18 protein-coding genes are annotated in these 19244 nt (G+C 71.2%); 6 read left to right on the plus strand and 12 right to left on the minus strand.

The window, feature by feature from the left end; translation table 11 throughout:
* On the minus strand, window positions 1-826 hold an 826-nt coding region (locus ACTIF1_RS23765; protein ID WP_439598936.1), incomplete at its 3' end, for an outer membrane protein.
* Window positions 827-1034: 208 nt separating this feature from the next.
* On the opposite strand from ACTIF1_RS23765, the gene ACTIF1_RS23770 reads away from it, so the two are divergent.
* Window positions 1035-1766: a GntR family transcriptional regulator gene (locus tag ACTIF1_RS23770; RefSeq protein WP_439598937.1), complete on the plus strand. Its 732-nt coding sequence runs from the start codon at window positions 1035-1037 to the stop codon at window positions 1764-1766.
* Here the strand turns inward: ACTIF1_RS23770 and ACTIF1_RS23775 are convergent, their stop codons facing one another.
* A complete protein-coding gene (locus ACTIF1_RS23775) occupies window positions 1767-2861 on the minus strand; it encodes an alpha/beta fold hydrolase (protein ID WP_439598938.1) in 1095 nt (364 codons plus the stop codon).
* Between the two features lie 74 nt (window positions 2862-2935).
* Between ACTIF1_RS23775 and ACTIF1_RS23780 the strand changes: the two genes are divergently transcribed.
* Window positions 2936-3844 (plus strand): aminotransferase class IV, encoded by a 909-nt coding sequence (locus ACTIF1_RS23780; RefSeq protein WP_439598939.1) that lies wholly within the window; start codon window positions 2936-2938, stop codon window positions 3842-3844.
* On the opposite strand, the gene ACTIF1_RS23785 is transcribed toward ACTIF1_RS23780, so the two are convergent.
* Genes ACTIF1_RS23785 through ACTIF1_RS23795 form a run of 3 tightly spaced genes read right to left on the minus strand, consistent with a single transcriptional unit; the run spans window position 3841 to window position 9094 of the window.
* Complete coding sequence (locus ACTIF1_RS23785) at window positions 3841-5889, minus strand: hydantoinase/oxoprolinase family protein (protein WP_439598940.1); 2049 nt, start codon at window positions 5887-5889, stop codon at window positions 3841-3843. The two genes, ACTIF1_RS23780 and ACTIF1_RS23785, sit on opposite strands and share 4 nt — an antisense overlap.
* The gene (locus ACTIF1_RS23790; RefSeq protein WP_439598941.1) at window positions 5889-7484 is read right to left on the minus strand and encodes a hydantoinase B/oxoprolinase family protein; all 1596 of its coding nucleotides are present in this window, start codon (window positions 7482-7484) and stop codon (window positions 5889-5891) included. The genes ACTIF1_RS23785 and ACTIF1_RS23790 overlap by 1 nt, the downstream gene beginning before the upstream one ends.
* A complete protein-coding gene (locus ACTIF1_RS23795; RefSeq protein WP_439598942.1) occupies window positions 7481-9094 on the minus strand; it encodes a thiamine pyrophosphate-binding protein in 1614 nt (537 codons plus the stop codon). The genes ACTIF1_RS23790 and ACTIF1_RS23795 overlap by 4 nt, the downstream gene beginning before the upstream one ends.
* Window positions 9095-9203: 109 nt before the next feature.
* On the opposite strand from ACTIF1_RS23795, the gene ACTIF1_RS23800 reads away from it, so the two are divergent.
* The gene (locus ACTIF1_RS23800; protein WP_439598943.1) at window positions 9204-9950 is read left to right on the plus strand and encodes an SDR family NAD(P)-dependent oxidoreductase; all 747 of its coding nucleotides are present in this window, start codon (window positions 9204-9206) and stop codon (window positions 9948-9950) included.
* Between the two features lie 64 nt (window positions 9951-10014).
* A complete protein-coding gene (locus ACTIF1_RS23805) occupies window positions 10015-11562 on the plus strand; it encodes a UxaA family hydrolase (protein WP_439598944.1) in 1548 nt (515 codons plus the stop codon).
* A gap of 257 nt (window positions 11563-11819) precedes the next feature.
* On the opposite strand, the gene ACTIF1_RS23810 is transcribed toward ACTIF1_RS23805, so the two are convergent.
* On the minus strand, window positions 11820-12857 hold the full coding sequence (locus ACTIF1_RS23810; RefSeq protein ID WP_439598945.1) for a phosphotriesterase family protein: 1038 nt from the start codon (window positions 12855-12857) through the stop codon (window positions 11820-11822).
* 147 nt (window positions 12858-13004) lie between these two features.
* Here ACTIF1_RS23810 and ACTIF1_RS23815 point away from each other — a divergent pair, with 147 nt between their 5' ends.
* On the plus strand, window positions 13005-13652 hold the full coding sequence (locus tag ACTIF1_RS23815) for a DUF4189 domain-containing protein (RefSeq protein WP_439598946.1): 648 nt from the start codon (window positions 13005-13007) through the stop codon (window positions 13650-13652).
* A 33-nt stretch (window positions 13653-13685) separates the two neighbouring features.
* Here ACTIF1_RS23815 and ACTIF1_RS23820 read toward each other — a convergent pair whose 3' ends face one another.
* Genes ACTIF1_RS23820 through ACTIF1_RS23830 form a run of 3 tightly spaced genes read right to left on the minus strand, consistent with a single transcriptional unit; the run spans window position 13686 to window position 14888 of the window.
* On the minus strand, window positions 13686-14042 hold the full coding sequence (locus ACTIF1_RS23820; RefSeq protein WP_439598947.1) for a DUF952 domain-containing protein: 357 nt from the start codon (window positions 14040-14042) through the stop codon (window positions 13686-13688).
* 31 nt (window positions 14043-14073) lie between these two features.
* The gene (locus tag ACTIF1_RS23825; RefSeq protein WP_439598948.1) at window positions 14074-14517 is read right to left on the minus strand and encodes a cell wall hydrolase; all 444 of its coding nucleotides are present in this window, start codon (window positions 14515-14517) and stop codon (window positions 14074-14076) included.
* Window positions 14514-14888, minus strand: a complete 375-nt coding sequence (locus ACTIF1_RS23830) for a hypothetical protein (protein WP_439598949.1) — start codon at window positions 14886-14888, stop codon at window positions 14514-14516. The genes ACTIF1_RS23825 and ACTIF1_RS23830 overlap by 4 nt, the downstream gene beginning before the upstream one ends.
* Before the next feature lie 97 nt (window positions 14889-14985).
* Here ACTIF1_RS23830 and ACTIF1_RS23835 point away from each other — a divergent pair, with 97 nt between their 5' ends.
* Window positions 14986-15207 carry a hypothetical protein gene (locus ACTIF1_RS23835; protein ID WP_439598950.1) on the plus strand — a complete coding sequence of 74 codons (222 nt, stop codon included), beginning with the start codon at window positions 14986-14988 and terminating at the stop codon, window positions 15205-15207.
* Between the two features lies 1 nt (window position 15208).
* On the opposite strand, the gene terL is transcribed toward ACTIF1_RS23835, so the two are convergent.
* The 3 genes from terL to ACTIF1_RS23850 are packed head-to-tail and all read right to left on the minus strand — an operon-like array spanning window position 15209 to window position 19241.
* Window positions 15209-16645: a phage terminase large subunit gene (gene terL / locus ACTIF1_RS23840; RefSeq protein ID WP_439598951.1), complete on the minus strand. Its 1437-nt coding sequence runs from the start codon at window positions 16643-16645 to the stop codon at window positions 15209-15211.
* Entirely contained in the window at window positions 16642-16959 is a 318-nt protein-coding gene (locus tag ACTIF1_RS23845; RefSeq protein ID WP_439598952.1) for a hypothetical protein, read from the minus strand. The genes terL and ACTIF1_RS23845 overlap by 4 nt, the downstream gene beginning before the upstream one ends.
* Window positions 16956-19241: a glycosyl hydrolase family 28-related protein gene (locus ACTIF1_RS23850; protein ID WP_439598953.1), complete on the minus strand. Its 2286-nt coding sequence runs from the start codon at window positions 19239-19241 to the stop codon at window positions 16956-16958. The genes ACTIF1_RS23845 and ACTIF1_RS23850 overlap by 4 nt, the downstream gene beginning before the upstream one ends.
* Between the last annotated feature and the right edge of the window lie 3 nt (window positions 19242-19244).

Below are 19244 nucleotides of genomic sequence, written 5' to 3' on the forward strand. Positions count from 1 at the left end.
GGTCCGTCCGGCGGGCGCGGACGATGACGACTACCACCCGGTTGGTGCGGGCGCCGGCCGGGGCGGCGGCCGGCGGGGCGGCCGGCGCCACGACCGGCGGCGGCGGCGTCACGCCGAAGGCGTAGCGCAGGCCGATCAGCAGGCTGTGGTTGAAGTTGTCCACCTCGGCATTGCCGGCCGCGCCCGGGCGGGCGTTGCTGCGGGTGTCGAGCTCGGGGGAGAGCGTGCCCATGAAGCGGTATTCGGTGGTCACGGCCAGGCCGGGCACCGCGGAGATCGGGAAGGCGGCGCCGACGATCGCCTGGTAGGCGAAGCGGCCCTGCTCGCCATCGGTCACCGAGTTGATGCCATTGGCGCCGACGGCGCGGACGCTGTCGTACTCGTGCCAGATATAGCCGGCGCCAGCGCCGACATACGGGGTGATGAAGCTGCCCGGGCCGAGGTCGAAGTCATACAGGGCATTGGCCATCACGCCGTAGGAGCGGGCCTTGCCATCCGTGCGGACCGGGCGGGTCAGGCCGGAGAAGCCGGAGATGCCGTCCACCTCGTTCTCGCGGTAGGAGCCCTCGAGCTCCACGCGGACGCCGTTGCCGAAGCCGTAGCCCAGGCTGATCACGCCCACATAGCCGTAGTTGAACTCGATCTGGCCGCTGCGCTGCGCATTGGTCGTGCCGGCGACCACGGGGCCGCTCGTGCTGACATCGGATTCCTGCAGCAGGTTCACGCCGGCGCCGGCGCCGACATACAGGCCAGTGATCGGCTGCGCCTGGGCTGCCAGCGGCAGGGCCAGGAAGGTCGCGGCCAGGAGGGCGTTCCGAACTCGCATCATCATCGCTCCTTGATCCCCGGTCATCCCGGAGAGGTGGCAGGCCGGCACGATCCGGACGCCCATTCCAGGGTTCATCTACCGCGCAACCGCTGCGCGAGCGAGGGCTGGATGATGCCGGCCCGGCAACAGGCCGCAGGCTGTGGCAGCAAAGCAACAGTTCGAAGGCCGGCGCGGCCACCGCCACCCCGTGTTAGGCTCCGCGCGCATGACCCGACCCGCCGATGACCCCTCCACGGCCCCCTCCCCGGGCCCCTCCCCGGCCCCTTCCCCCGGCTGGGCCGCGCCCACCCTGACCGAGGCGGCCTATGCGCGACTCGAGGAGATGATCGTCACCCTCGACCTCGCCCCCGGCAGCGTGGTCTCCGAGGCCATCCTCGGCCGGATGCTCGGCATCGGCACCACCCCGGTGCGGGAGGCGCTGCAGCGCCTGGCGCGGGAACACCTGGTGCAGGTGCTGCCGCGCCGGGGCGTGGTCGTGACCGGCGTCGATCTGCACCACCAGCTGCATGTGCTGGAGACCCGGCGGGAGCTGGACCGGCTGATCGCCCGCGCCGCCGCCCGCCGCGCCCGCCCCGCCGAACGCGCCGCCCTGGCGCGGCTGGCCGCCGACATGGCCGAGGCCGGGCGCGCCGGCGATCTGCGCGCCTTCCTGCGCCAGGACGGCCAGCTGAACCAGGCGCTGGCGGATGCGGCGCGCAACCCGGTGGCCGCCGCCGCTGTGGCCAGCCTGCATGCCGTCTGCCGCCGCTTCTGGTTCTTCCACCACCGGGCGGAGGATGAGCTGGCCACCACCATCGCCCTGCACGCCGCCGTCGCCGGCAGCGTCGCGGCCGGAGAGGAGGCGGCGGCCGCCGAGGCCTCGGACCGCCTGATCGCCCATATGGTCGACTTCGCCCGCGGCACGGCGCCGGGGCTGGAGACGCTGCCCCAGGGCTGATCAGGCGGCCAGGAAGTCCCGCAGCAGTGCCACCACCGCCGCCGGCTGTTCCTGCTGCACCCAATGCCCCGCGCCGGGGATCAGGTGCAGGCCGCGGAAATCGGCGCAGCCTTCCCGCTGCATGCGCGCCAGCGCGCCCGGAAACTGGTGGATGCCCCAGTCGCTGGCACCGGCGATGAAGCAGGCCGGCACGGTGATGCGCAGGCCACGGAACAGCGCCAGCTCCGCCGCATTCGCGCCGGTGGTGCCGCAGCGATAGGATTGCAGCCCGCCGGCGAATCCGGTGCGGGCATATTCGCCCGCATAGACGGCCAGTTCCGCATCGGTCAGCCAGGGCGCCTCGCCCGGCGGCGCATAAGGCGCGACCGCTTCCGGCATCGTCGCCCGCAGCGGCATCACGTAGTAGTCGGGCAGCTTCGCCAGTTCCTCCGCCGTCCAGCCGGACAGTTCGAAGGGCCGGTTGCCGGGCCAGTCGGCGCTCTTGTGGTGGTAGTAGGCGCGCAGGAAGGCGTGCAGGCCCTGCGGCGGATGGTCCATCTCCGCCGCCGCGTGGCGCTCGGCATAATACCATTGGTAGTGCTTGCGCGGCGGTTCCAGCGCGGCGAGTGCCGCATGCACCTCCGCGGCACCGGCTGAGGGGCGCGGCGGCACGCCGGCGAAGGGCGCGCTCATCAGCGCCACGCGGCGGAAGACATCGGGGCGGATCAGCGCGCAGCTTGCGGCGACGGGCGAGCCATAGTCGTGGCCCACCACCGCATGCACGGCGGCGATGCCCAGCGCCTCCAGCAGCGCGAGCTGGTCGCGCACGATATTGGTCAGCAGGAAGGGCGCCAGCGGCGCGTCATAATCCGCGCGCCAGCCCGTAGTGCGGCCATAGCCGCGCAGATCGGGGGCAAGGACATGATAGCCCGCCGCGGCCAGGCCGGGCATCACCTTGCGCCAGGAGAAGGCGAGTTCCGGAAAGCCATGCAGCAGCAGCAGCGCCGGCTGGCCCGCCGCGCCGGCCTCCAGCAGATGCACCGACAGGCCGTTCACATCGGGGAGGATGCGGGCGCGCAGCCCTTCCGGCAGCAGGGTCGCGTCGAGCGGCGTCATCGGTTTCCTCGTCGTCTTGTCGTGGCCAGGCGGGCCGCGCACACTCGCCCGGAGATCGCGAGGGAACAAGCCGCATGTGGACCGCCCACACCATCATCCACAATGGCACGGCCATGCCCTTCGCGGAGGCACGGCTGCATCCGCTGTCCGTCGCGGTGGCCTATGGCGTGGCGGTCTTCGAGGGGCTGCGCGCCTATCGCAATCCGGTCGATGGCAGCTTCAGCGTCTTCCGGCTGGATGAGCACCTGGCGCGGATGCAGCAGGGCATGAAGGTGATGCGCTTCGAGGCGCCGCCGAGCACGGAGGTGCTGCGCGCCGCGGTGCTGGAGGTGGTGCGGCTGAACGCGCCGGATGAGGACGCCTATATCCGCCTGCAGGCGCAGCTGGAATCGCTGGGCACGCTGGCCAGCACGGGGCCGGTGGGCTGGGTGGTGGCGGCGCTGCCGCGCGAACGCTCGCCGAAATTCGCCACGGGTCTGGCGGCCACCGTCTCCTCCTGGACGCGGATTTCCGACAATGCGATGCCGCCGCGCATCAAGGCCTCGGCCAATTACCATGCGAGCCGGCTGGCGAATCTGCAGGCGCGCGCGGATGGCTACGACAGTGCACTGCTGCTGACGGCGCGCGGCAAGCTCTCGGAAGCCGCGGCGGCCTGCATCTTCCTGGCGCGCGATGGCGTGCTGGTGACGCCGGGGCGGTCCAGCGACATCCTGGAAAGCGTGACGCGGGAGACGGTGCTGACCCTGGCAGCCGAGGCCGGCATTCCCGTGGAGCAGCGCGACGTGGATCGCACGGAGCTTTATGTGGCCGACGAGGTCTTTCTCTGCGGCACCGGGCAGGAACTTGTCGCCGTCACCAGCGTGGACCGGCTGCCGGTGGGGGATGGCAAGCCTGGCGCCATGACGCAGCGTCTGCAGGCCGCCTATGAGGCTGTGGTGCGGGGCACCACCGCCGCCCATCCGGAATGGCGCGCGCGGGTCTAGCCGAATTCGACCACCAGGTTCAGGGCCGTATCCACCCTGGCGCGCGCGCCGGGCGGCAGCACCAGCGTGCTCTCGCGTTCCTCCACCAGCGCCGGGCCGGCCAAGGTGTCGCCCGGGCGCAGCGCCGTGCGGTCATGCACCGCGGCCTCCACGAAGCCGGTGCCGAACCAGGCCCGGCGCCTGCCCTTCAGCGAGGTCTTGCCGCCCTCGCCCGGCCGCGCCAGGTCCAGCTTCGGCGTGGGACCGGCGACGATGACGCGCCAGCCGACCGTCTCCACCGGCAGGCCGGCTTCGACGCGGCCATAGAGCCTTCGATACTCGGCCTCGAAGGCCGCGCGCAGCGCGTCGCGGTCGAGCGACGTGACCTCCGCCTCCACCTGGTAGCCCTGGCCGGCATAGCGCATGGCGGCGATGCGGCGGATCGTCACCTGCGTGACGCCGGCCTCCGCCACCATCGCGCGGCCCTCCGCCTCCAGCTCCGCCAGCATGCGATACAGCGCATCGAGGTCCAGCGTCGCCAGCGGCGCCACCATGGCGCGCAACAGCGCGAAGGAGATCGGCGCGGCGAGAAATCCGAAGGCCGAGGCGACGCCGGCGCCGGGCGGCGAGACCAGCCGCTTCAGGCCGAGCTTCATGGCGATGGCGCAGGCATGCACGGGGCCGGCGCCACCGATCGGCACCATGGTATAGCCTTCGATCCGCCGCGCCTTTTCCAGCGCATGCACGGCGGCGGCCTGGGCCATGGACTGGTTCACCGTCTCATGCACCGCCCAGGCCGCTTCCAGCGCGGACAGGCCCAGCGGCTCGCCGATATTCCTGGCCATCGCGCGCTCGGCCGCGGACACGTCCAGCGTCATGTCGCCGCCCAGAAAGCTGTCCGGCGCGAGGTAGCCGAGCAGCAGATCCGCATCGGTGACGGTGGGCAGCGTGCCGCCGATTCCATAGCAGGCCGGGCCGGGATCGCTGCTGGCGCTGTCCGGACCCACGCGGATCAGGCCCAGCCGATCGACGCGCGCGATGGAGCCGCCGCCGGCGCCGATCTCGATCATCTCGATCACCGGCACCTTCAGCGGAAAGCCGCTGCCCTTGCGGAAGCCGTCGACGCGGGAGACTTCGAAATCCAGGCTGCGCTGCGGCTGCCCGCCATCGATCAGCGCGGCCTTCGCCGTGGTGCCGCCCATGTCGAAGCAGAGGATGTCCGAAGCAGCTGCGCTTTCGCCGATGACGCGGGCCGCCTGCACGCCGCCAGCGGGGCCGGACTGCACCAGGCGGATCGGATGCCGCGCCGCCACATCCTCCCGCACCGTGCCGCCATCGGAGAGCATCAGAAACAGCGGCCCGGTCAGCCCCGCGCCGCGCAGGCCGTCGCCGAGGCGCGCGAGATAGCCTTCGAAGACCGGCTGCACATAGGCATTGCAGATGGTGGTGGTGCCGCGCTCGTATTCGCCGATCTCGGGCACGAGGTCAGAGGAGAGGCACAGCGTCAGCCCCGGTGCCTCCTGCCGCGCGATTTCCGCCAGGCGGCGTTCATGCACGGGGTTGAGGAAGGCGTGCAGCAGGCAGATGGCCAGCGCCTGCGCGCCGCCATCGCGCAGCGCGCGGATTTGCGTGCGGGCGGCCTCCTCGTCCAACGGAGTCAGCACCTGCCCATCCGCGCGCAGCCGTTCCGGCACGCCGAGGCGAAGCCGCCGCGGCACCAGCGGATCGGGGCGGCGCATGAACAGGTCGTAGGTGTCGTGGCGCAGCTCCGTGCCGATCTCCGGCACGTCCCGGAACCCTTCGGTGGTGAGGAAGCCGGTCGGCACGCCGCGGCGCTCGATCAGCGCATTGGCGACCAGCGTGGTGCCGTGGATCACATGCCGCACTTCGGCGGGCGCCACGCCGTGTTGCGCCAGAAGGTCGCGAATCCCCGACAGCACCGCCTGTTCCGGCGCATGCGGCGTGGTCAGCACCTTGCCGTTGAACAGGCGGCCGTCGCGCGCATCCAGCAGCACGAAATCCGTGAAGGTGCCGCCGATATCGACGCCGATCTGCCAGGGCTGCATCACACATATCCCTCCGCGGCATCCGCATCGCGCGCTGCGGCGCTGCGCGCCTCTGGCGCGCCGAAGCCGCCGCCGCCGGGCGTTTCGAAGACCAGCGTGTCACCGGGCTGCAGGACCAGCCGCGCCTTGGCGGCGACCTGCGTGCCGTTCAGCAGGTCCCGCCCGCCACGCCCGGCCGCACCGCCCAGCAAGCCGCGCGGCGGGTGCTGCACACGTTCGTGGCGGTAGGTGGCGGTGACGGGCCTGTCGCCGATGACGCGAAAACCGAGGCGCTGGCCGAGGCCACCGCGCATCGTGCCATCGCCGCCGCTGCCCGGGATCAGCGATTTCTCCGTGATCAGCAGCGGCGCCGCATTCTCGAACTGCTCCACCGGCTGCGTCGCGACATTGGAGGGGAAGGAGAGGCAGGCCGCGCCGTCATGCGAGGCCGCGGCGCCATGCCCGCCATTCATGAAGAACATGCGGACGTAGCGGCGGCCATCCGCATGCTCACCCGTGAAGTAGACGTTCCACAGCGGGCTGCCGGATTCCGCGACGACGCGATCCGGAATCAGTTTTCCCAGCGCCGAGAGCACCAGCATCGGCAGGTAATGGCCCGTGAGGTGCCGTCCCCAGACCGGCGCGGGCCGGCGTGGATTCACGATGCTGCCTTCCGGCGCGATCAGCGTGATCGGGCGGAAGCAGCCGTCATTGTTCGGCGTGGTGGGATCGAAGGCGCATTTCACGGCGTAGTTGGAATAGGCGCGTGAAAAATTCAGCGGCGAGTTCACCGGGCGCGCGATCTGCGCATCCGTACCGGTGAAATCCAGCGTCAGCTGATCCCCCTTCACCGCCAGCCGCAGCCGGATAGTGACGGGGTGTTCGAAGCCATCGGCCGTGACCTCGTCGAACACCTCGCCATCCGGCACGGCCGCGATCGCCTCCCGCATCGCGCGTTCGGAGCGGGCGAAGATTTCGGCGGAGAGCGCATCGGCATCGGCGATGCCTTCCTCCGCCAGGATGCGCAGCAGGCGCGGCGCGGCCTGGTCGTACATGGCGAATTGCGCGCGCAGGTCGCCCAGCACCTCCTCCGGCAGGCGGAGATTGGCCTCCAGGAAGGCGAAGACATCCTCATTCTCCTCACCGCCGCGCAGGATGCGCGCGACGGGAATGGTGAGGCCCTCCTCCCAGGAGTCGCGCGCCTCCACGCTCGGCGCGCCACCGATATCGGTGGCGTGGAAGGTGCTACCGATCCAGGCGGTGATGCGGCCCTTCGCAAAGATCGGCTTCAGCATGGTGATGTCGTTCAGATGGCCGGTGCCGAGATAGCCGTCATTGGAGATCAGCACATCGCCATCCACCAGCCGCTCCGCCGGAATCCGGCGCAGCATCGCCGCCAGAGTCACCGGCATGGTGCCGACGAAGCTGGGGACGGAGCGGGAGGATTGCGCGAATTGCCGGCCGGCGCTGTCCATCAGCCCCACGGCCATGTCCCAGTTGTCCCGCACGACGGAGGAAAAACTGGTGCGGACGAAGGTCTCGGCCGCCTCGTCCATCAGGCCGGCGATGCGCGCCCAGGCGGTGCCGAGGCGCAGGGCGGAAAGCGGCTGGGTCATCCGCGCATCGCCTGCAGCTGCGCGGGATAGCCCGCGGGGTTCACCTGCACGTCGATCAGGCTCGGCCCGTCCAGCGCCAGGGCGGCGCGCAGCGCGTCGCGGTAGCTTTCGGGCGTATCGGCGCGGAAGCCGCGCAGGCCGAAGCCCTCCGCCACCCTGGCGAAATCCGCCGGCGCGAAGGCGACGCCGGCGGGGGCCAGCTGGCGCTGCTGCTGCTTGATGTCGATCAGCGAGAGCGCGCTGTCGTTGAAGACGATGGTCACCAGCCTCGCACCGGTCTGCGCGGCAGTCGCCAGTTCGCCGAGGCACATCATCAGCCCGCCATCCCCCGTGAAGGCGATGGCGCCGCGCGCGGGATCATGCAGCGCGGCGGCGATGCCCGCCGGCAGGGCGAAGCCCATGGAGGCGAGGCCGTTCGAGATCAGCAGGTCGCGTGGCGCCGCGCATTGCCAGAAGGCGGTGGCGGAGAACATATGCGCCCCCGCATCCACCGCGACGCGCGGCGCGCGCCCGGCCGCACGCGCTTCCTGCTGCGCCAGGCGCACGATATCCGGCGGAGAGACCCCGCCCTGCCCGCGCCATTCCAGCGCCGCCAGCGCCTCCCCCCGCAGCGCCGCGATCTCCGCCGCCGTCCATTCCGAGGGGCGCGGCGCCAGGCTGGCCAGACTCGCCGCGAGATCGCCATGCAGCGCCGCGGCCGGCTGCGCATAGCGCACGGGATGCGGGCGCAGCGCGAGATCGAGGATGGGCGCGGCATAGCGCCAGGGCTGCAGGATCAGCTCCACCGGATCGAGGCCGACCTGGAGGATGAGATCCGCGCGGCCGACGCAGGGCGATTCCAGCGTGCCGCCCGTGAACAGGCCGGCATAAAGCGGATGCGCATCCGGCATCACGCCCTTGGCCTTGTAGGTGACCAGCACGGGGCAGCCCAGCGCCTCCGCCAGCCGGCGCAGCGCCGCCGCGGTGGTCTCCTCGGCGGCCTCCAGCCCCGCCAGGATCACCGGGCGACGCGCCTTGGCCAGCAGCGCCGCGGCATCGCCGAAGCCGGGCGCGGCCTCGGCCGCCATCGCGCGCCTGGCTGCCGGCGGCGCACTGCGGCGCGCGGCCGCGCCGGTCAGGTCCAGATGCACGGCGCCGCGTGGCGCGGCCAGCGCCAGGTCCAACAGCGCGCCGATCTCCTCGGCCGGCGCCTCGCCCTCCGCCCGCGCATAGCCCTTGGCGATCGCGGCCGTCGCCGCCTGCTGATCGAAAACCTGGTGCGTGACATAGGCGAGCTGCGCGGCGGTGAAGCCATCGGAAAGCAGCAGCAGCGGCGCGCGTTCCAGCATGGCGCAGGCCAGGCCATTGGCGGCGTTGGACACACCCGGCCCCTTGGTGGTCATCACCACGCCCGGCGCGCCCGTCAGCTCCGCATCCGCCAGGGCCATCATCGCCGCATTGGCTTCCTGGCGCGCCAGGATGAAGTCGATGCCGAAGCGCGGCGCCGCCGCGATCACATCCAGCGAGGAGCCGCCGCCCGGCACGCCCCAGATCCGCTTCGTGCCGCGCTGGGCCAGCGCCGCGAGCAGCGCCTCCGCCACGGTCTGGTTCACCGCCTGGGCTTCCGGCATGACTTGGATACTCCCACCATACCGCATCATCTGCACCGGACCGGGCGGCTTGCCAAGCCATGCAGGGATGGCCTCTGCTGGGGGCCGGATGCAGTTGGGGGACGGGGTCATGGCGGATTTTGCGGGCAAGCGGGTGCTGGTGGCGGGCGGGTCGCGCGGCATCGGACGATCCATCGCGCTGGGCTTTGCCGCAGCCGGCGCTGCGGTATCGATCTGTGCGCGGGACGCCAAGGCGCTGGAGGCGACGCGGGCGGAAATCGCGGCGCTGGGCGTGACCGGGCATGCGACCGCTGCCGATCTCGGCGTGGCGGATCAGGTCACCGGCTGGGTGGCGCAGGCGGCGCAGGCGTTGGGCGGCATCGATGTGCTGGTGAACAATGCCAGCGGCTTCGGCGCGAAGGACACGGAGGAGGATTGGGCGCGCGGGCTGAACGTGGACGTGATGGCCACCGTGCGCGCCAGCCGCGCCGCCGCAGCGCATCTGAAGGAAAGCCGCGGCTGCATCGTCAATGTCTCCTCCATCTCCGGCTTCCGTCCCTCGCTGCGCACGCCGGCCTATGCGGCCGTGAAGGCGCTGCTGGTGAACTACACATCCAGCCAGGCGGCGGCCTTCGGGCCGGATGGGGTGCGGGTGAATGCGGTGGCACCTGGTTCCATCGAATTTCCAGGCGGGTCCTGGGAACAGCGCAAATCCAGTGACCCCGCGCTCTACAACCGCGTCCTCGACTCCATCCCCTTCGGCCGGCTCGGCACGCCGGAGGAAGTGGCGGAGGTGGTGCTGTTCCTGGCCAGCCCGGCGGCGCGCTGGGTGACGGGCCAGACCCTCATCGTCGATGGCGGCCAGATGCTGGGCTGACCCCGCGGCGGAGGCTGACAGGCGCGGCGGAACATGGTGGATTGGGGAAAACGGAGACGCCCCCATGATCGACCTGAAAGCCAAGCGCCTGAACGGCCCCGTCATCCGCCTGCACCCGGACGACAATGTGGTGGTGGCGCGCATCGACATCGAGCCGGGCACCTCCATCCCGGGCGAGAATATGCTGGCGCGCAACAAGGTGCCTGCCGGCTACAAGATCGCCACCACGCAACTCCGCAAGGGCGACCCGGTACTGAAATACCAGGTCACCATCGGCTTCGCGGCGGAGGACATCCCCGCCGGCACCATGGTGCATGCCCACAACATCGATTTCCGGGAATTCGACCGCGACTACGCGATCGGGCGGGACTACCGCCCGGTGGAGATGATCCCCGAGGACCAGCGCAAGACCTTCGAGGGTTACGTCCGCGCCGATGGCCGCGTCGGCACGCGCAACTTCATCGCCGTCGTCTCCTCCGTGAACTGTTCCGCCACCGTCTCCCACGCCGTGGCGGACTGGTTCACGCCGGAGCGCATGGCGGAATGGCCGAATGTGGACGGCGTCGCCGCCTTCACCCATTCCACCGGCTGCGGCATGGAGCTGTCCGGCGAGCCGATGCAGCTGCTGCGCCGGACGCTGGGCGGCTATATGCGCCACCCCAATGTCGCCGGCGTGGTCGTCATCGGCCTGGGCTGCGAGCGCAACCAGATCGCCGGCCTGCTGGCCGAACAGGGTCTGACGCCCGGCCCCATGCTGCGGTCCCTGGTGATGCAGGAAGTGGGCGGCACCCGCAAAAGCATCGACGCCGGCGTGGCCGCGGTGCGGGAGATGATGGCCGAAGCCAACAAGGCCACCCGCACCACCGTCTCCGCCGCGCATCTCTCGGTCGGACTGCAATGCGGCGGGTCCGATGGATTCTCCTCCATCACCGCCAATCCCGCACTCGGCGCCGCGATGGACCTGCTGGTGCGCCATGGCGGCACTGCCATCCTCTCCGAAACCCCTGAGATCTACGGCGTCGAACACACCCTCACCCGCCGCGCCGTCAGCGAGGAAGTCGGCCAAAAGCTCATCGAGCGCATCCGCTGGTGGAAGGATGTCTACACGCCGGGCCGCGACACGCAGATCAACGGCGTGGTCAGCCCCGGCAACCAGGCCGGCGGCCTCGCCAACATCCTGGAGAAATCCCTCGGCTCCTCCATGAAAGGCGGCACCGGCCCGCTGATGGACGTGTTCCGCTACGCGGAGCCCATCACCACCAAGGGCTTCGTCTTCATGGACACGCCCGGCTTCGACCCCGTCTCCGCCACCGGCCAGGTCGCCGGCGGCGCGAACATGATCGCCTTCACCACCGGCCGCGGCTCCATGTACGGCGCGAAACCCGTCCCCTCCGTGAAACTCGCCACCAACACACCCATGTTCCGCCGCCTGGAAGAAGACATGGACATCAACTGCGGCGAAATCCTCGACGGCACCGCAAGCCTCGCCGAAATGGGCGAACGCATCCTGGACCTGCTGCTGCGCACCGCCTCCGGCGAACCGACCAAGAGCGAACTCCTGGGCCTCGGCAAACACGAATTCGCCCCGTGGCAGATTGGCATTACCGGCTGAGGTTGCGCTGGGTGGTTCGCAGGGGGACGCTGTCCCCCCGTGACGCATGCGTCACGCCCCTGCCAAGGGTCAGTGGACCCTTGGAACCCTTCGATTCATGAACGGAAAGGGAGAGGGGCCCAAGAGACCGCTGAACCTGCGGAACCGCCGGCCCCTCTCCCTTTCCGTTCAAGGTCCTGAGGTCCAGGAGGCCACTGCCTCCTGGCGGGAGGGTGCAGGGAGGGCGGCGCCCTCCTTGCAAACAACCAGCGCCACCCTCACCCCGGCAATGTCAGCAGCCGCCGGGGCGTTTCCACCAGCATCGCGTCGAGTTCGGCTTGGGAGAAGCCGCGTTCGCGCATGAAGGGGATGATGTTGCGGAAGATGTGGCCGTAGCCGTGGCCGCCGTAGTGCCGCAGGCGGGTCAGGCGGCAGATGTCCTGGCTGATGACGATCTGCTCGGTGTGGCCGCGGTCCAGCAGTTTGCGGATGGTGTCGATGCGCGTGCCGTCGTTCGGCATGTTGATGGGTGCGAAGGACCAGTAGGCGTGTTCGTAGCCGAAGAGGTCGAACTCCAGGATGCAGCCGGTGTCGGCCAGGGCGAAGAGGCGGTCGTCGTCGAAGATGGTGCGGTCGACGTGGTCGATGATGGTGCGCGGGATATGGCCGCCGTGGGCGCGCAGGAAGGCGATGATCTCGGCCGGCTGGTCGGGATGCACGCCGGGATGGATGGTCAGCGCGGCGCCGGTTTCCTGCTGCGCGAGGACGGCGCCGGCCATGACGCGGCGCTCCAGCGCGGTCCAGGGGGCGGAGCAGCCGATCTCGCCGATGATGCCGGCGCGCACCTCCGTCCCCCAGGCACCGTGGCGCATGGCGGTGATCATCTCATCGGCAAAATCCTCCACGCTGCGGGCGTGGTTCGCCGGATCCTGGAAATCCTCCACATACTGGCCGCAGCCCATGACGAGCTGAACGCCGCTGCGGCGGGAGACTTCGACCAGCCCCTCGGGGTCCGGCGCCAGGCCGCCGATGGTCATCTCGACCATGGTCGCGCCGCCCTCGGCGCGGAACATGCCAAGCTCCGCCACCGCCAGCTCGCGGTCCAGCATCACCGTCTTGCCGGCATGCGGGTGGCGGCCGTAGTCGATGTCGTAGCGGCTGACGAGGGTGATGGGCTGCAGCAGCTCGGGGCGGTGCGCGCTGGCCTGGCGTAGGGCGGGCGGCGTGATGTCGCAGAGCACATGCTCATGCATCAGGGTCGGGCCCAGGCTTTCGGGCGGCACCGCGCCCAGCACCGTCTGCACATGGCCCGCCATTCGTCGTCGTCCCCCGAAACGCTGGCCGCCAAACTGCGGCGCCGCCTGCCGCCGCGCAAGCCGCCGCGGCGGACGAATTTATTCCGCGGTCGTCACGCCTTTCCGGCCCGCCCTGCGTTGCACTGGCGATACGGAGTCCAAACCGCGATGATCGCACACCTGTCCTTCCCTCGCGGCTGCCAGGCCCTGGCCCTGCTCGTCCTGTTCCTGCCGGGCCTTTCGGGCGCCGCCCTGGCGCAGGGCGGCCCGCCCGAAAGCGCGTCCTGCCAGCGGCAATGCGCGCCGCAGCCGCGCAGCGGCACGCCGCGGGACCTGCAGGTCTGCTTGGTCCGATGCCGGGCGGGGGAGGATTTCCTGTCGCGCCAGCACCAGGCGGGCACGGCGGAGGCCAGCGGCCGGGGCGCCGCGCCGCGCGGGCCGCGCGCGGCAACGCCGGGCGGAGAGGCCAGCCTGGTGGCCTATGCCGCAACCTCGCCCTCCAGCGGCCTCGGCGTGTCGCGTCGCGGGGAAAGGCAGGCCGCGCATCGCATGGCGGACCGCGACTGCCGTCGCGGCAACGACCAGCGCGCCTGTCGGCTGCTGCTGGAAACGCGGCAACGCTGCATCGCCGTGGCGCACAATCTGCGCGGGCTGGGCCTGGTGATGACGCGCGCGGCGGATACCTACACGGTGCTCGGCTATGGGGTGGGCGATGGCGCCACGCTGGTGGCGGCGCAGGGCCATGCCATGCAGGATTGCGCGGCGCGGCAGGAACCGGGCACCACCTGCCTGATGGCGGTCAGCCGCTGCGGCTGAAGCCGCGTCAGGGAATCTGCGGCTGAGGCCGCGTCAGGGAATCTGCGACGGAAAGCCGTGCCGGCCATCCGCGCCCAGCGGCAGCCGCGTGGCGGAGAGCACCGCCGAAAGCGGCAGCTTCGCATAGAGATGCGGGAAGAGGCCCGGCCGGCTGCCGCCCGCCGCGGGTTCCCAGCGCAGCGCCGAACCGAGGCGCCTGGCATCCACCTCCAGCAGCCACAGATCCGCGACGCCGGCGCGATGCTTGGCCGCGCTGGCGCGCAGCTGCGCGGCGGTGGAGAAGTGCAGGAAGCCGTCGCGCGCATCATCGGCACTGCCGGCATAGGCGCCGGCGGCTTCCGCGGCGCGCCAATCGGCTTCCCGGACCATGGTGTAGATGCGGTCTTCCATGCGGCGCCCCCGGCCCTGCTGCCGGGCGGTTTCAGCCGAGCAGGCGATAGAAGACAAGCCCGCCCGCCTCCGCGGTCGGCACCTGGCCGATCGCCCAGCGCGGCAGCGCATCGGAAGCGTGGTAATGCGTGGCGCCCCGCGTCGCATCCGGCAGTGCGCCGGCCAGGGCGCGGGCGGCGATGCGGCGGCAGATGGCGAAGGCGGGGTCCTGCGCCAGCTCCGGCGCCTGCATCGCCGCGCGGCGCGGGCTTTGCGGGTGCCAGCAGGCGAATTGGAAGGGCGCGCGGCAGATCTCCGCCACCCCCTGCCCCAGATGCCGCGGCCCGCCGGGGGCCAGCGCCAGGCGGCGACGGTTCATCACCACCGCGGCCACGCCCTCGATCGCGCGCACGGGGCGATGCCCGGCCTCGCCCCAGAGGGTCAGCTCCAGCACGCCGGCGGCGCGCGGCGGGGCCAGATGCAGCGCGGCGCTCATCGGCCGTCCTCCGCATCGGCGCGGGCGCCGAAGCCCATCTTGCGGGCCGGGACATTCTGGCCGGCGATGGCGGTGGCCGTGGTCGCGGTACGGCTCACCTCGTCCAGCTTCTCCTCGATCCGCAGCAATTGCAGGGACAGGCGCGAATCGAGGTCGCGGATCAGCGACAGCGGCACATAGGTGCGCGCGACTTCCAGCTTGAAATCCACCAATTCGTCGCGCGAGGGGCCGGGGGCCGTGCTGGGCGGCGGCGGCGATTCGGGCCGGGACTGCAGGTCGCGCCGCAGCAGATGCATCATCCACAGCATCAGCGCGGCCAGCGGCGCGTCGGCCAGCGCGGACAGCAGCTGGGGCGGGATTTCGGGGATCATCGGGGGGAGACTCCTTGAAGGGGAAGGCCCGCGGGCCCAAGCTGGGGGCACCGCGCCAGAAGCGGTTCAACAGGACAAAGCGACCGCTGCGCGAACGATGTGGAACCAGCCCTATCTCGAGACCTGCTGCCGCTCCGCGCTGCATCGGCTGACCCTGGTGGGCCGGCCGGGCCGCCCGGACGGGTTGAAGGACGGCCCCTGCCTGCGGCGGCTGGAAGGCATGGGCCTGGCGCGGCAGCGCGCGGATGGGCGCTTCGAGGCGACGGCGGCCGGCTGGGACCGGCATGCGGAGGAGATCGTGCCGCGCAAGAGGGCCTGAGCTAGACCCCGCGCCAGGGCAGGCTGGTCGGCCGCAGCGGCGGCGCGCCCGGCAGTCGCACCGGCTCGGCCAGCAGGCAGCCGGCCACCGCATCCAGCGCATCGTCATGCTGGCCCGGCAGGTCCGGCCGCCAATCTGCCATCTCCCGCGCAAAGCGGGTGCGGAAGACATCCTCATGCGCCAGCAGGCGGCGCGCAGCCAGGACCGGGTCCAAGGCGGCCAGGATGCGCTCCGCCTTGGCGCGCCGGCTGGTGGCTTCCAGCACGCTGCAATGGAAGCCGATGCGGCCGATCTCCCGTTTCAGCAGGCCGGGCAGGAACTTGCCGATGCCATTGGTCTCCACGCGCAGCACCGGCAGCAGCAGGTCGCGCGCGATCTCCGCCACCGCGCGGCATTGCTGCGTCGCCGCGTCGTCCGCCGCATCCGGGTCGTGCAGCAGATAGGCCAGGCGGTGCAGGTAGTGCCGCCCTTCGGCATCCGCATAGGTGCAGGCCAGCACGCTGGCATCGCCCACGCCGGGCCGCCCGAAGGCCGGGTCCCACCAGCCGCCGCCCGAGACCATCTGCCGGCCCATCAGCGTCAGCACGCCGCGGCCATTCGCCTCGCGGTAGTCCGTATCCTCCGCGTAGCGCAGGATCAGCGCGGGATCGAGCCGCGCCGCCTCCTCCGTCACCGCCTCCAGCAGCATCTGCCGCCGGAAGGCGAGCGGGCCGACGCGGCGGCGCAGATTGGCGATGCCGGCTTCCGTGAAGCGATCGGGCCAGACGCTGCGCCCCGCCTCATCCAGCAGCGGCAGCACCAGCCGGCGATAGCCGGCGAGGAAGGCGTCCTCACCTTCCGCATAGAGGCTGTCGGCGCAATGCGGCGTGCCGACAAACAGCATGCGGCCGCCGGGCACCAGCACGAATTCCGTCTCCGTCAGCCTCTCGCGCAATTCCGCGCGCTGGCCGGCGGAGCCGCAATTGCCTGCCACCTCCACATCGTCGCAGACGATGAGGTCGGCGCGCGCGCCGGTGATATTGCCGCCGATGCCGGCCGCCAGCATCGAGGCATCCCGCAGCACCGCATCCCGCGCCACGGTGAAGCGATCCGAAGCCCAGGACCCTTCGCCATGATCGGGCAGCAGCGCGCCGCACAGCGGATGCCGTCCGAGGATACGGCGCACGGTGGCGACCATGCGCGTGGCCAGCGCATGATCGGCCGCGACCACCAGGATGCGCGTCTCCGGCGCCCGGTACAGCTGCCAGGCGCAGTAGAGCCCGACCAGCGTGGATTTCCCGCAGCCCCGGAAGGCCATCAGCAGCAGCCGCAGGTCTCCCGCCTCGCCGCGGTCGCTCAGCCAGCGCAGCATGCGGCGATGCACCGCCGGCGTGCCGAGGCCGGCGATGCGGTTCCAGATCCAGGCGAATTCCAGCAGGTCGGCGGGCCTTTCGCTCATCCCTCACCTTCCTTCGCCATCTGTGCCCGCATCGCCGCCAGCAGCTGGTCCTCATCCGGCGCCGCCTCGCCGGGCTTCGCGGCCTCGCCGGCGGTCATCGCCGCCAGCTCCGCCATATGCGCCAGTGCCGAACGCGCCGCGGCCTGGTGCGCCGCGAAGGCCTTCGGATCCGGCGGCGCCTCCCCGCGCGGCCAGGAGGCGACGAACTCGGCGTAGTCGACCGCCACGCGCTGCATCGCCGCCTCCAGCGTCTCCCGCGGCAGGGGCGAGGCGGGTGGCTTGGAAGATGGCTTGCCCCGGCTGGGTCGTTTCATGCCTTCACCACCCGCACGCGGACCGTGCCCGCATTGAGATCCACCGCCGCGCCGCTGCGATTCCACGCCGTGACGGTCACCACATCCTGCGCGCCGATCTGCGCCAGGAAGACGATGCCGGAGGTCGACAGCGAATAGGCGGCCTGCACGAAGTCGCCCGGCCTGGCGCCGATGACGGAAACATTGGTCTGCGCGCTGGCATTCGCCGCGATCGAGGGCGGGTCCCAGGCCTGCTCCGCCATCAACTCCCGCACGCCGAGCCGCAGGTCCGGCAGGCCGTACATCACGGCCGGCGCATGGCGCGGATCGCAGTTCAGGCGCAGGGCACGCAGCTCGTAATCCACGCCGATGCGCGCCACGCCGATCACCGCGGTCGCCACAGCCGGCGAAAGCCGCACCGCCTGCAGCCGCGAGAGACCCTCGTCGGTCATATCGGCCGCGCCCTGCCACCAGCGCGCCGTCGGGTTCCAGACCATGGACTGGCCGGAGGCGAGCACCAGCTGGCCGAGGCTGTCGGTCAGCAGATTGTTGGCGCCGTCGAAGCACATCACCATCATCCGCGGCGCATCGGCATCCACGCTCAGCGCGAAGTCGCGGCAGATCCGCGCATCCACGATGAAGCCCAGCGCCCGCCCACCCGTCATCATCACGCCGCGATTGGTCAGCGTGAAGGAATCGAGCGCCGGGAAGACGAAATCATGCAGCGTGGCCGGGCTGCCCGCCACGTTGGAGGACAGGCAGGCCAGCTTCTCGAATCCCGTCTCCGTGGCATTCCAGCGGATGGCGGCGGCGCGCAGCGAGGGCACGCTCGCCACTTCCCGCGTCGCCTCGCGGTGCGGCGCCGCCTGGTGCAGCGCCTGCACCACGCCGCCGAGCCGCGTGGCGCCGGGCATGTGCTCGATCTCCACCGCATAGCCCTGGCTGGCCCAGGCCACCTCATAGACGTGGTCCTGCGCCGCGCCGGTGTGGCGGGCGACGAAGCCGCTGCAGCCTTCCATGCGCAGGCCGCGCGCGATGATGGCGCGGCTGTTCACCTCGCAGAGGAAGGGAATGCCCGAGATCGGCCGGCCTTCCGCATTCAGCTCGAAGTTCTGGCCATCGAAGACATGCCGGTTGTGCGCGACATAGGCGCCAGGTGCCGCGGAAAGCCGGATGCCGAAGCGGTCCTTGTCGACATGCACGGTGGAGCCCACGGCGAAGTGGCCGCCATGGTAGCGGATGGAGGTGTTCCAGGCCCCCGCCGTCGCCGTGTGGATATCGAGCCCGATGCGGTTGTTGACGATGCGGCCGAGCACCAGCGTGCAATCCTCGAAGCCGCGCCCATCGCCCAGCGTGCGGATGCCGATGGAAAAGCCCTCGACGCGCCGCACCTCGATGATCGAGGCATCGTGGTTGCGCACCAGCATGCCGATCTCGTTGTCGTTCTCCCAGGTGCCTTGCGTCGCGCGCAGCACCGTCAGGCCGCTGTGCCGCTTGCTGGCATTGCGCGCCGTGCCGCCATCGCCGAGGGTCAGCGCGGGCTGTCCGCCCGGCCCGTCATAGATGATGACACCGCGCATGGTCAGCCCGGCCGCCGCGCCGGGCAGCGTCAGCGGCTGCGTGGTGCGGTAGCTGCCCTCGCCGATCAGCAGCACGCGGCCGGCGGCGCCGGCGGCATTCATCGCCGCCTGCAGCGCGGGACCGTCATCCGTCACGCCATTGCCACTCGCGCCGAAGTCGCGCGCGCTCAGCTGCTCGCCCAGCTTGTCCTCGACCGTATGCGGCACGGCACCCGGGAAGGGCGCGCTGATCAGGCCCGAATCGCGCGGCAGCACCACCAGGTCGCCGGCACCGTCGAAGCCCAGCATGCGGTTGGCGCGCGCGCCGCGCAGCGGCAGGGTGAAATTGCCGCCGACCTCGGCCGGGTCCTGGCGCAGCGCGGCCGAAAGCTCCTCCCGCTGCTCCTGCAGCGCGGCGACGATGCGGTCCAGCTCATCGTTCAGGGTGCGGGCGCGCAGCACGCCATTGTCCTGGAAATCCGTGCTGCGCTCCACGCGGATGCGCCGGCGCAGCGTCACGGTGCTGCCGGCAGCCGGCGGGGTTGCGAGAAGGACGCTGCCGCCCTCGCTGGTGCCGGCGCCGGAGACGGAGAAGCCACCCGCGACGGGCACGCCATCCAGGCGCAGCTCCATCTCGGAGGCGTTGAAGATCGGGAAGGGATAGGTGAAGGCGACGCGGCTGCCGTCGCCCAGATACTGGACGCGCGGCGCGACGTCGCCGATGCGGATATGCTCGGCCATCATGGG

The sequence above is a fragment of the Falsiroseomonas sp. genome (assembly GCF_051860665.1).
Taxonomy (GTDB): Bacteria; Pseudomonadota; Alphaproteobacteria; order Acetobacterales; family Acetobacteraceae; genus Falsiroseomonas.